The 12,652-nt window shown below is 34.5% G+C and carries 14 protein-coding genes; 2 read left to right on the top strand and 12 right to left on the bottom strand.

Annotation, left to right across the window (positions count from 1 at the left end):
- Positions 1–45: 45 nt before the first annotated feature.
- From plsY to DPQ31_RS11740, 6 genes are all read right to left on the bottom strand, one after another.
- Complete coding sequence (plsY, locus tag DPQ31_RS11765; RefSeq protein WP_000610841.1) at positions 46–594, bottom strand: glycerol-3-phosphate 1-O-acyltransferase PlsY; 549 nt, start codon at positions 592–594, stop codon at positions 46–48.
- A 138-nt stretch (positions 595–732) separates the two neighbouring features.
- Positions 733–1,632, bottom strand: a complete 900-nt coding sequence (locus DPQ31_RS11760) for a BadF/BadG/BcrA/BcrD ATPase family protein (protein WP_087968941.1) — start codon at positions 1,630–1,632, stop codon at positions 733–735.
- Positions 1,633–1,647: 15 nt separating this feature from the next.
- Entirely contained in the window at positions 1,648–2,802 is a 1,155-nt protein-coding gene (gene anmK / locus DPQ31_RS11755) for an anhydro-N-acetylmuramic acid kinase AnmK (protein WP_208731927.1), read from the bottom strand.
- A 21-nt stretch (positions 2,803–2,823) separates the two neighbouring features.
- Positions 2,824–3,090 (bottom strand): hypothetical protein, encoded by a 267-nt coding sequence (locus tag DPQ31_RS11750; RefSeq protein ID WP_087968939.1) that lies wholly within the window; start codon positions 3,088–3,090, stop codon positions 2,824–2,826.
- A gap of 78 nt (positions 3,091–3,168) precedes the next feature.
- Entirely contained in the window at positions 3,169–4,452 is a 1,284-nt protein-coding gene (locus tag DPQ31_RS11745) for a PTS sugar transporter subunit IIC (protein ID WP_087968938.1), read from the bottom strand.
- An 11-nt stretch (positions 4,453–4,463) separates the two neighbouring features.
- Positions 4,464–4,769: a PTS sugar transporter subunit IIB gene (locus DPQ31_RS11740; protein WP_208731926.1), complete on the bottom strand. Its 306-nt coding sequence runs from the start codon at positions 4,767–4,769 to the stop codon at positions 4,464–4,466.
- A 226-nt stretch (positions 4,770–4,995) separates the two neighbouring features.
- Here DPQ31_RS11740 and DPQ31_RS11735 point away from each other — a divergent pair, with 226 nt between their 5' ends.
- Positions 4,996–6,555, top strand: a complete 1,560-nt coding sequence (locus DPQ31_RS11735) for a glycoside hydrolase family 10-like protein (protein WP_087968936.1) — start codon at positions 4,996–4,998, stop codon at positions 6,553–6,555.
- Between the two features lie 55 nt (positions 6,556–6,610).
- On the opposite strand, the gene DPQ31_RS11730 is transcribed toward DPQ31_RS11735, so the two are convergent.
- The 3 genes from DPQ31_RS11730 to DPQ31_RS11720 all read right to left on the bottom strand — a co-directional run bounded on the left by DPQ31_RS11730 (position 6,611) and on the right by DPQ31_RS11720 (position 9,489).
- Positions 6,611–7,444 carry a DUF3974 domain-containing protein gene (locus tag DPQ31_RS11730; RefSeq protein ID WP_000008388.1) on the bottom strand — a complete coding sequence of 278 codons (834 nt, stop codon included), beginning with the start codon at positions 7,442–7,444 and terminating at the stop codon, positions 6,611–6,613.
- A gap of 24 nt (positions 7,445–7,468) precedes the next feature.
- Positions 7,469–8,581, bottom strand: a complete 1,113-nt coding sequence (locus DPQ31_RS11725; RefSeq protein ID WP_000137414.1) for a toxic anion resistance protein — start codon at positions 8,579–8,581, stop codon at positions 7,469–7,471.
- A gap of 314 nt (positions 8,582–8,895) precedes the next feature.
- Positions 8,896–9,489, bottom strand: a complete 594-nt coding sequence (locus DPQ31_RS11720; protein WP_033663278.1) for an O-methyltransferase — start codon at positions 9,487–9,489, stop codon at positions 8,896–8,898.
- A gap of 304 nt (positions 9,490–9,793) precedes the next feature.
- Here DPQ31_RS11720 and DPQ31_RS11715 point away from each other — a divergent pair, with 304 nt between their 5' ends.
- Positions 9,794–9,952: a hypothetical protein gene (locus DPQ31_RS11715; protein ID WP_001100984.1), complete on the top strand. Its 159-nt coding sequence runs from the start codon at positions 9,794–9,796 to the stop codon at positions 9,950–9,952.
- Between the two features lie 39 nt (positions 9,953–9,991).
- Here the strand turns inward: DPQ31_RS11715 and DPQ31_RS11710 are convergent, their stop codons facing one another.
- The 3 genes from DPQ31_RS11710 to DPQ31_RS11700 all read right to left on the bottom strand — a co-directional run bounded on the left by DPQ31_RS11710 (position 9,992) and on the right by DPQ31_RS11700 (position 12,547).
- Positions 9,992–10,861, bottom strand: a complete 870-nt coding sequence (locus DPQ31_RS11710; protein ID WP_087968935.1) for a sigma-70 family RNA polymerase sigma factor — start codon at positions 10,859–10,861, stop codon at positions 9,992–9,994.
- Positions 10,839–12,149 carry a phytoene desaturase family protein gene (locus DPQ31_RS11705; RefSeq protein ID WP_087968934.1) on the bottom strand — a complete coding sequence of 437 codons (1,311 nt, stop codon included), beginning with the start codon at positions 12,147–12,149 and terminating at the stop codon, positions 10,839–10,841. Before DPQ31_RS11705 ends, DPQ31_RS11710 begins: the two co-directional genes overlap by 23 nt.
- Before the next feature lie 80 nt (positions 12,150–12,229).
- The gene (locus DPQ31_RS11700; protein WP_000010331.1) at positions 12,230–12,547 is read right to left on the bottom strand and encodes a luciferase domain-containing protein; all 318 of its coding nucleotides are present in this window, start codon (positions 12,545–12,547) and stop codon (positions 12,230–12,232) included.
- Between the last annotated feature and the right edge of the window lie 105 nt (positions 12,548–12,652).

Genomic DNA, 12,652 nt, shown 5'->3' with positions numbered 1-12,652 from the left:
GTGGGGGTCTTACTGCCCGGCAAATAGCGGGATAAAAGGTTCACTTTATTCTCGATTTACATATAAAATAAGCACAATAATAAGTACACTTAATATAGTCGTACCAATAGAGTAAGAATAAAAAACCATACAAATTGGTAAACAAGCAATTGTAATTAACCCTGGCTTTGTAAATCCTTTAAATATTAAATAAAAAACAATAAAAATACCTATGAGGGTAAGCGCTATCAAATAATCAAATGCGATGAGTCCTCCGATAAATGTCGAAATTCCCTTTCCGCCCTTACCTTTAAACAACATTGGGTAAATATGTCCAATAATAACGGTCAATAATGTTAACATTACGAATGTAGCATCTTCAAAAAGATATTTTGCTATACAAACTACAATTGCACCTTTAATCGCATCACCTAAAAATGTAGCGACGAAATACCATTTTCCATATACACGCCCCATATTTCTTGCGCCAGGATTTCCGCTTCCTTCATCCCTAATATCAACGTTATGTCTCAACTTTGTTACTATATAAGCGGTCAAGATGTTACCAAATAAATAAGAAGCCACCAAATACAAAAACTGCATACTATTAATCATGTAATCATTCACTTTCTACATGGGAATACATATACACTATTCAATTACTACGTATATTGTACATTTTTCAATCTACATCCCTTTGTACATTTTAACATCATATTTTTACAAATCATACAAAAATTCTCATTTATCTATTTACACTTTAAAATATACATCCTTCATTAAATAATATGTTCCTTTCACTGCCATTTCTGATTGTGATACAAATGTAAGTTCTTCAATCCTTTCCTCACAGCACTTCTTAAATACATCATATATTTCAGGAACTAAACGTAATATGCTACCACTTACTGCAATTGGAGTTGAAAACTTACATTGCATCTTATTATAAACATCTACTGTAATTCTCGCTAATTCCTTACCAGCTTGCATCATAATTTCATGTGCACCCTCATTCCCATTTCTCGCTTCCTGAATAACTAATGGTGCGATTGCTGCAACTTTATCTTTTGAAGAAGTATATACTAGGCTTTTTATATGAGACGGTGTCAAAAGTTGAAACTGCCTTTGAATATTCAAGCTTAATGGACAAAGGCTAACTCCTTGATCGAATTGTAATGCCATTTTCTTTAAAGCTTGTAATGCAATCCAATATCCGCTTCCTTCATCCCCTAAAATATGTCCCCATCCACCGCTATACTCGTATACTGTCCCTTTCTTTCCTAGGCAAATCGCACCTGTACCGCCAATTGTTAAAATTCCTTCCTTCCCTTTTAAAGCAGCTGCATGTGCAATCATTGCGTCATTAAAAACTTCAATTTGTGTTCCGTACTTCTTTTTTAGACGTATTGTTAATTCATTTGTATTTGCTCCACTTATACCTGCTAATCCTAAACAAATACAAACGCAATGCTCATTTATTAAACGTTCCCAACATTGATTAATCGCATCTATAATATGTGTGAGTGCATTCTCATAATTTATTACTATATTTCCAAATCCACTCGTACCTCTCGCAAGCTCATTTCCGTCTTGATCAAATGCAATTGCTTCTGTCTTCGTCCCCCCACCATCTACTCCAATCATATACTTCATTTACTTGCCCTACTTTCATCTTCTAGTCGTATGGAAAGTTATATTCCCTAAAACAACCGGTTCCTTAGCACCTGTAGCACTCGGCACATTACTCGGATTACGATGGTACGTTTCGTTTGCTAAAACTGCAAATGCGATTGCTTCTTTCGCCGCTGAAGAATACCCAATATCTTCTTGAATACATATTCTGCATCTTTCTTCTCTTAATTTATTCTGTATCATTTCGACAAGTGTGTCATTATAGCTTCCGCCTCCACCTAGAACTACCTCATCAATTTCATACAATGGAAAAATAAACTCCTTATAATGATGAACAATTGAACTTGCTGTAAACATCGTGACAGTCGTCAATATACTTTCTTTACTATACTTTTCAAATCGCTTTAATAATTCACTCACAAACTCTTTTCCAAATTGTTCTCTACCTGTTGATTTTGGTGGTTTCATTTTTAAGAATGGATGGTTCATACAGTATGTTAATATTTCATCTACAACTACCCCCTGTTTTGCAATTTCACCCTTTCGATCATATGGTAAATGAAATAATCTTTGACACAATTCATCAATTACCATATTTCCTGGACCAGTATCAAAAGCAATAACACTTTTATTACTTCGTTTACTTGGTATGACTGTAACATTACCAATCCCACGAATATTTTGCAGTATCCTATTTTTAGTTCGATGCTGGTATAAAATAATCTCTGAATATGGTACAAGTGGTGCGCCTTGTCCTCCTGCTGCCATATCCATCGTTCGAAAATTAGAGATTACTGTTGTTTCCGTTTCATATGCTATAACTGCTGGTTCTCCAATTTGTAATGTCGAAGAAATAAAATTGCCTTCTTGCTTGGGCTGATGATAAATCGTTTGTCCGTGAGAACCTATTAAATCTAATCGCTCCAATGACCAATTAGCCTTTTTACAAATTTCCTTTACAGCATTAGCAAAACATAAACCAAGCTTAAAGTTCAAACTGCATATCAATTGAACATTAGATGTATCATTTGATAAAGCCTGCTGTATCTCATTTTTTATATCCTTACAAAACGGAACAGTAATAAAATGAATGAGTTCAACTTTAGAATCTACACCGTTTCCTTCAATATGAACGAGCGCTACATCTATTCCGTCTAACGATGTACCAGACATTATCCCTGCAATATACATACTATGCATGCCCCCCATTCACTAAAAAACAATTATGTAAGTAAACAACGTACAACCTACAGAAAACAATATAAATCTAATAAACAACTGGCCTTTCGATACAAAGGTGCCATCAATGAAAGAAACAACGATCGTAAGCAAAACACTTGCCGCAATACTTGTAACGAGCCATATACTATGCATTTGTGATAGATTTAGCATTCTTAATACAGGTACTAAGAGTAAATTTGCACATATTACTCCAAACAATAATATAAATACACCTTTATAACTAAATTTTATATTCATTCCTTTACACCTTCTCTCAGTTTAATACGAAAGAAGTGATAGACAAAAAGTCTATCACTCAAAATAACCGTATAAAGTTTAAGGACTAACAGATTCCCCGTCACCATTCTTTTCAATTTCAAGCATATTTTTGTCATACATTTTAAAGAATGGTAGGTAAATAAGAAATGATATTGCTATATTTATAAAAACTAATACTACTGCGCGCCAATCCCCACCTGTGGCTAAATACGCGCCAATTGGAGCTGGTAATGTCCACGGCGGCATAATATGTGTTGGCGTTACAAATCCCATCGCAGTTGCTGAGTATGCAACAGTTGCTGTTACGAGTGGTGTAATGATAAACGGGATAATTAAAATTGGATTTAGTACAATCGGTAATCCGAAAATAACAGGTTCATTAATATTAAAAATACCAGGAACAATACAAGTTCTTGATAATGCTTTCGAATATTTTGATCGACCAAATACAATCATAGCTAATACAAGCCCTAACGTCGCACCAGAACCGCCAATCCATATAAACCATTGATATAACGGCTCTGGTGATATGAATGGCAACTGATCTGCTCCACTGGCAACTGCTTCACCATTTTTCCCTAAGTAAACTTCCCATAATGGCCGAGCAACAGTTCCAACAACCGACACACCATGGATTCCGAATGACCAAAAAAATGTAATTAAAAACACTGGAATGATTACACCGAAGTAACTATCACCAGCTTTTACTAATGGTGCTGCTAATTTATCAACAACGTGGTGTAAATCAATGCTAAAAACGACAGTTACTAGACTCATTGTAATAATAACGAATGCAGCAGGTATAAGTGCTTCAAATGAACGTGATACAGATGGCGGTACTTGTTCTGGCATTTTAATCATTACATTTTTCGTCTTACAAAACCTTAATATCTCTACGGATAAAATAGAAACAATCATCGTCACAAATAATCCATGACCTCCGAGATTTGTCATCGGAAGCATAAATCCTTTTTTATCAATTAATTCAGGGGTTAACGTTAATAGCAGTGAACATACCGCAAGCTGTGCTCCTGATAAAGCATCTAGCTTATAACTTTTTGCTAAATTATATCCTATTCCAAATGCTATATATAAAGACATAATAAACATCGTTAACCGATATGGTATTAATATACTTGTTTGATTTTTCAATGCCCATACTGATATGAAACTATCTTTCGGTAATGGTGGAAATGCTACTATTAAAAAGAAACTCCCTACGATAATAAATGGTAACGCCGAAATAACTCCATCACGGATTGCTTGTAAATGCCTCTGTTCAGAAAGCCTTGCCATCGGTCCAGATAAGTTTTTATCAAGAAACGTGACAAACTTATTCATAACGCTTCCCCCTAACTAATTAATTCATTTACAGTTTTCAACAAAGTCGGTCCACCAAGCGGTGTGTATGCTTGCGGTGGAATAATACCGCACGGAATGGATTCCTCTTCTGCAATTTTTTTTACAGAGGCAAATCGGTGTCTTATTTGAGGTGCAACCATTACAACATCCCAACCATTCTTTACTTCTTCCTCTACCTCATTCGTTCCAATTGCATGCACTTCCATGCTCACACCTTTTTTCTCCGCTTCTTTTTTTAAAGCGTTTACAACAATTGCGCTGGACATTCCTCCAGAACAAACGAATAAAACTTTCATTATTGAAGCCTCCTATACTTATAAATTATTTCCTTCAAATGAAAGAAAGTTTCACTTTACTAACAAGCATATGAAGACATGAAACGATTTAGTTATACTGAAAGTAAATTTCACTAAAAATATTTTTCCTATTAAATTAATGTTTCAATATTTATTTTTCTCAATTGCAAGGCCAACCTCACATCATATATTATTTTAAATAATCGTATAATAGGGAGGCGTATAAATGATTATGAAACGTTTATTAATGATGTGTTGTATCATCATCTTGTTTACTCCTTTCTCTTTCATTTCCCCTCACTCTACCTATGCTGAGGTAAATACTACTTACAAAAAGCATGAATTACGCGCTGTATGGATAGCATCTGTTCTTAATATTGATTGGCCCTCAAAAACTGGCTTACCTATCGAAAAGCAGAAACAAGAATTTATAAAATTATTAGACGATGTAAAAAACACTGGTATGAATGCAGTCGTTGTACAAATAAAACCAACCGCTGATGCTTTTTATCCTTCAAATTACGGTCCTTGGTCTGAATACATTACAGGTTCACAAGGAAAAGACCCTGGATACGACCCGCTCGCATTTATGATTGAAGAAGCACATAAAAGAAATATAGAATTCCACGCATGGATTAATCCATACCGAATAACGATGAATCACACTGATATAAATCGACTATCAGAAAATCACCCTGCAAGACAACATCCCGATTGGGTTGTACCTTACGGCGGGAAGCTATATTACAACCCTGGTATTCCAGAAGTGAAAAACTTTATAACAGAAGGCGCTTTAGAAATCGTAAAAAATTATGATGTTGATGCAATTCATATGGACGATTATTTTTATCCTTATAAAGTAGTTGGCGAAGAATTTCCTGATCAAAAAACATTTGAATTATATAATAACGGAAATTTTTCAACTATCGAAGATTGGCGTCGCAATAATGTAAATGAACTCGTAAAAGGTTTAAATACTGCTATAAAACAAGAAAAATCATACGTAAAGTTTGGCATTAGTCCGTTCGGCGTATGGCGAAATATAGCTGACGATCCAACTGGCTCTAATACAACCGCAGGTCAAAGAAACTACGATGATCTTTATGCTGACACACGTGAGTGGATACAAAAAGGGTACATTGATTACATTACACCGCAAATATATTGGAATATCGGTTTCACACCTGCTGCATATGACATATTAGTAGATTGGTGGGTAAAAGAAACAAATAACAAACCGATTCACCTTTACATCGGTCAAGCGGCTTATAAAATTAATAACAACTCTGTCCCTGCTTGGTCTAATCCAGAAGAATATCCGAAACAAATCGCATTAAACCATCAATATCCACAAATAAAAGGTAGTATGCATTTCAGTTTAAAAGATATAAATAACAATCCACTTGGAATAAAAGATAGACTCTCCAAAGACATATATATACATCCTGCATTAATCCCGCCCATGCCTTGGCTTGATCATGATCCACCAAAACAACCTACTTTAAAAGGTGCCATTCCAAGAGATGACGGTATTGCTGTAGGAATAATTGACAATAGAGATAATGACTCTGCTTATTACGCCATTTACCGTGTGAATGGAAAAAATGAAGTGGATATACACAACCCAAAACATTTACTTACCACTGTAAGAAAAACAAAACTTGGAGAAATTTACGTAGATAAAACGACTATTTCTGGAGAAACGTATACGTATGTGGTAACTGCAGTTGATCGATTGCATAACGAAAGTGTTGCTTCTAGTTATACTACCGTTAAGGCAAAATAAAATCTCAAAAAAACGCCTTAAAGCTGTGAAACACTTAGCTTTTAAGGCGCTTTTTCTATTTATTCTTAAACTTCTCAGTCGCTGCTCTCATCTTCACATTCAAATCATGATCAATGGAGTCCCGAATATCACGCTCTACTACTTCCATTTCTTTTTTGAAATTTTGCAAGTAGACTTTTAACTCTTCTTCTTTTTCTGGTCGTTGTGACGGAGGTAATTGCACCACTAAAGATAACATCGCAGTTAAATCTTTCATTAAGAACGTTTCAAGTTTATGTTGTTGTTCAAACATACGCTGCTCTTGATAATACGGCAATGCATTTAATACTGAAATTGTAATATCATCAACTGTTCTTTGTAATGAAGGATTTATCGAGCGTTTATACGTTTGAATTGTATTCAATGCATCTGGATATCGATCATAAAAATACAATTTATAAAACGATAGGTCTGACGGTTTTACAGTTTGCTGCGTTTCTTGTCTTAAGAAATCTTTCACTTTCATCGCGGCCACATCGATATCTTCATTTGTAAGCTTTTTCGTTGTTTTTGCCATTACATGCACTTTTTTCTGTTTTTCTTTCGGTAACATTGAAAATACTTGCTCTCTCGTACGTTGACTTGATGTACAGAAAAGAGTATTCAATGTATGTTGTTCTTTCTTTCCTTCTGTACGAATCCATCGATAAAAGAGTGGATGTTGCGTAAACTCTTGTAAAAACGGTGTCGATTTATTCGATAACTTTTCTATAGAATCTTGCGCCCTCTTATATGGTTTCGTCCATGAAAAATACAGTTTACGTCCGAAATATACTACTAAAACAACGACAGTAAATGCGATTAAAAGTAATGTACCTAATAGTACTAATACTGTTTGAATGAAACTCATTTTTTCACCTCCTCTAATAATCTGTTATTTCCTTGGACGTTGAATGAGTTTCTGCTTCATCTCATCATTAAATGTGTCTAATTCAATGACAAATTTCTTACTAGACTCAATAATACGTTCTGACGATTTCTCAGAAGCTTCAATCGCTGCGAATACATTTTGGAATGATTCACGTAATTTATCCATGCTAATAGCAGGATTTTCAAGCAACTTTGTTGTTTCTTCTGTATTTTGTTTCAATGCTTGAGAGTTACTTAATACCATTGATTCAATTGCTTCATTTGTCGCATTAACAGCATCAATTGTTTTACGTTGATTCGTTAATGCTAGCTGAATAGCAGCTGAAACTGTTACAACGTTTTGCGTCATCGTAATTGCATTACGAATTGCCTCTGTTAACTTTTCATTATTTTTCTTAATGATATCTACAGATGCAATCGATTGTAATAGTACACTTTTCGCTTGCTGCATATTACGTGTACGTACAAGTATCTTTTCTAATGCATCGTTTATTAATGGAATATCTCTTTGACGCTCTGGGTTTTGCTTCTCAGCTTCAAGCATCCCAGCAAGTTTTTTCCCTAAGTATACTTGTTTATCAAGAGCATGAATTTTATCATGCGATTGCTCTTTTAACATTTCAAGGCCAACCGTATCTTCTTGCAAATTGTCACGGCCAATTAGAAGGGATCTAATAATCTCCTCGATTTGCTTATCTATAGATTGGTATTTATGCACATATGTTTCAAGTGGATTTTTTTTGAATACTTTAAACATTATTTTCTTCATACCACTTGCTTTTAATGAATTCGGATCAAGCTCTGATACCACTTTTCGTAACTCTAACAATGTATTTGGAATTTCTTCATTTTTCCCATTCATCATCGCTGTTACAGGACGTTTTAACGCCGATAACGTTTGTCCTGCTGCTTGTTGCTCTTTATCCCCTAAATCTCCTAGCTGAGACAATACTTTTGATAAATCTGTATTTTGCTCGCTATTTAACTTTTGTACATAAAGATCAGCTTCTTTATTCAATTCATCAAGTTCTTCATCTTTTATAACTGTATCAACTACTACTCCTACATTATTATCTTTCACAATTGATACGGGTTCTTTTTTCTCGAGTTCAGTCAACAAAATCGCTCCTTTATTTATATGTGCGAATTTATATGCACTATTTTTCATTTCATTTATCGTATTTCATGTACAATCAGTCTGTTTGAAATCGATTTTTCAAGAAATATCTGCTTATGCAGTCATTCCCTGTTTCTTAGTATAAGTATACCTGTTATCCACATTATTTTCCTCAGACTTAAGACCTAGAGAAGAACATGCTGAAGGCGGATTCTTCGTATGTTATCTATATAATTTACATTCTTTCTGTCATGCTGTAGTCAATCTTTTGACATTTGCCGGCTTTCAATGTGATAATTATATTACGTTCACTTCTATTTATTTTTGCGCGCTACAAATGCTCCCTTTTGAAACGCTAATAACACCGTTTCAAACACATCATCCTCTTCAATCATTTTTATGAAATCAGCTAATTCACTCGCATGGGAAGTTGCATTATCAATAACAAGAAATCCTTTTGGTTGTAAAATACGTTTTATATGCTCAAGCCACCACATGTATTGTGTACGCTCTGAATCTAGGAAAATAAAATCAAATGAATAATCGAGTTGCGAATCTAAAAATGCCCCTGCTTCTTGATTATGAACATCAATTCTTTGTAATAGGTTTGCCTTTTCAAAATTTACAAGCGCCTCTCCCACTCGTTCTGAAGAAAGCTCTACCGTTGTTACATTTCCATTTGTTTCTTCTACCGCATTCGCTAACCACAATGTAGAATAACCATTAGAAGTTCCAATTTCTAAAATTTTTTTTGCATTACACCCTTTTACTAAAACTGATAAAAATTGCCCCATTTCACGAGAAACATTCCGTAATTTTTCTTCCCGTGTTTTTTTATTCTGATCATGCTCTTCTCCATATTGTTCAAGTTGAAATAATAATGAATTTAACGTATCCATTCTTTTCATCGCCTTTCCAAGCAATATGATGAAAAAGCTCTTGCTGCCCGTCTACTTTTCATTATATGCGAAACGAAAACCTTTTTCCCGTTATATGACAAAAATTTATAATTTTTTATAGCATATTGTTTCGTTTTTTGGTAAAGTTAATTTCTACGTGCAATTATTCCATTCTTATTATTTCATATTAAAATTGCAGTTATTAAATTATATAAACCCCATTTAAATGAATCGGTATTTCAAATTCAATTAAGCGCCCTTTTTGGACGCATTTTCTTTTGTTTATATATTTTTCGAAGAAAGGATGCTTACAATGAACGTGATTAGCTTAGATGCTGCAAGAAAGCGAAAGCAGCATAAAAAATTAATGATTACAATACCGATTATTACACGTATTTATGAAGAAGACGGGGAAATTAAATTTGAGGTAGCCGGTGAAAAAGATGTACCTCTTGAAATGTTAGAAAAGTAATAAAATAAAGACGCATTTCTGTTGAAATGCGTCTTTATTTTATATTTTCACATTTAAATGCATAAGTTTTTCAGGATTAACCATCATATAAATGTTTGAAATTTTCTCATTCTCAAATGAAAATGAAAGTACATAAGTCACTTTATTATTTATAGTAACAATAACTCCTGGTGCACCATTTACCATTTTAAAATTAACATTGTACTCTGCCGGGAACTTTTTCGCAATTCCAAAAAATAAACGTATAATTCTATCTGCAGAATAAATCGGATGAATTGCAGTTGTCACTTTACCGCCACCATCTGCTTTGAATATCGCATCTGTTTTTAATACTTCTAACATGCCTTCCGCATCCCCACACTGTAATGATGATACAAACTTTTCAACATAAGCAGCCATTTTCTTCGTACTTAATTTTGATTGCTTCGGTTTATCCAAAATACTTTTTCGTGCCCGTTGAAAGATCTTCCTACAGTTCACACTACTCTTATCAACAATTGAAGCTATTTCTTCGTATTCATAACTGAAAACCTCTCTTAATATGAAAACAATCCTTTCCACTTCAGACAGTTGTTGTAAAAGTAATAAATATGCTGTGGAAAGGGATTCTTTTATTACAAATGACTCTGATGGCTCATCACTCTCTTCTACAAGTGGCTCTGGTAACCACATCCCCACGTACACGTTACGTTTATGCGCTGCCGAACGTAATTTATCGATTGAACGATTTGTCGCCATCTTACACAAATATGCTTTCATATTTTCGATAGACTGTATATCCTCTATATTATCAAGCGAGATAAATACATCCTGAACGATATCCTCAGCATCCATAACACTCCCAAGGATTCTATATGCTAACGAAAATAATAATGGCTGATATGCTTCATATAATTGCTCCGTTTCCATGATGAACACCTTCACTTTCTAATTGCTTTAAAATGTGTAACGCTGCACGTTTTCCGCTTGCTACTGCAGCATCAGCTAATAATTCATCCTGCCCAGTCCAATCACCTGCAACGTAAACACCTGGCATTTCAGGGATATTAGGACCTGGAGTTTCAACTCGTTCAATATGAGGAAAATCATATGCTACTGTTATTTTCGGTAAATATTGCTGCGCAACAACTTCTCTTTTCCAATTTGGATGTAACAACTCCATCGCACTTTCTAACTGTTCTTTATCTTCATGAATATGATTCATCTCTAGCACAGGATTATGGTACTTAATTAGACTCACTGCAATGGATCCATCTTCACTTAATTTAGCTGCTCTTGATTGATTCGTGAAAAATATAGGTTGATCTAACCCTAATGCAAATTGATGTGTAGGATTGGGTAATCGTCTCAAACCAATATCTAATGCAGCAGCGGTAACCAGTACCGATTGTTCACTCCATCTATGCAAACTTGTTCCTTCTGTCCCTTTTATTATTTTACAAGCCTCTTTCGGTGGAGTCGTCACGATGACTGTACCTACTTCAAATACCTCATCGTCAAAACAATGTATTCTTTGTTTATCTTCATCATGCTCTATTTCCAAAACATGCTTTTTAGCCAAAAATTGCACCCCGACATTATTGGCTATATCTCTTAATTTTGTTATAATCGTCTCCCAACCACCATCTACATAAAGTACACCTTCTTTCATAGATAGTTGTATTTGCTTTAGTACTGAAGAAGCTAATTGTATTGTAGGAGCAAACGTATATGTTGTTGTTCGGCATAGGGCATAAAATATATTGCGAACCATTGGATCTTTTATTTCATTTTCCGCCCATGCAGTTAGGCTCATTTTTGGAACTTCTCCTACATCTAAATTCCCTAAACGAATCATAAAACGTGAGAATTGTACTTTTGCAGACCACGAAAGTAGTGGCGTTGATAAAATAGAGCGAAAATCTGTTGGGATAGTGAATATATCCCCTTTCCATATTCCATGTGCTTTTGTAGTTGGTATTCCACCCGGAAGATTCATACCGAGCTCATTAAAAGTTAAAAATGCTGCTCCTCCTCTATATAAGGCATGTGCACCAAGATTCATGCAGATCCCATTTTTATTTATAGTCATCCCTCGACCACCAAATCGACTGGACTTTTCTAATACAATCACTTTCTTTCCAGCTTTCGCTAAATATATAGATGCTGTTAATCCAGCAAGCCCACCACCAACAATTGCTACATCAAATTTCTTCATAATAAAATCCCTCCTTATCGTTCTACATACAAGACGAACGATTAAGGAGGGATGTGACATGAAAATACATTTTTATTTATCTACTTACTTTCATTATTTTTTATTCGGTCATATTGCATTCGAAATAACTCAATTGCAAATGGAATATCCTCTTCACTCTTTATATAATAACTTATCCATCCTGATTCAGGTAATATGTGATGTGCTTTCACTAATCCTTGGTTTACTAATTCATCTCGCTTTAACTTCGGAAACGGTAAATCAACTAATTTATCACCATGAAGATGACCAAGTTCCTTCTTACCATAATTTATTTCAATACCACCAAATCGATGCGGTTTTTCAGAAACACCCGTCCAGCTGAGCACTTCATTTCTAATCATTTCACTAAATGACATAAACATTCACTCCTTATAAATGATTGATGTAATTTAAAATTAACATTTTCATTACTTTTTTCCATCAATCAAAAGTATGAATGAGAATACGAATATAGTTTAATC

It is taken from the genome of Bacillus sp. COPE52, from assembly GCF_003355115.1.
Lineage (GTDB): Bacteria > Bacillota > Bacilli > Bacillales > Bacillaceae_G > Bacillus_A > Bacillus_A toyonensis.
Note: the sequence above shows the minus strand (reverse complement) of the source record. Positions and strands in the feature narration are given on the sequence as shown.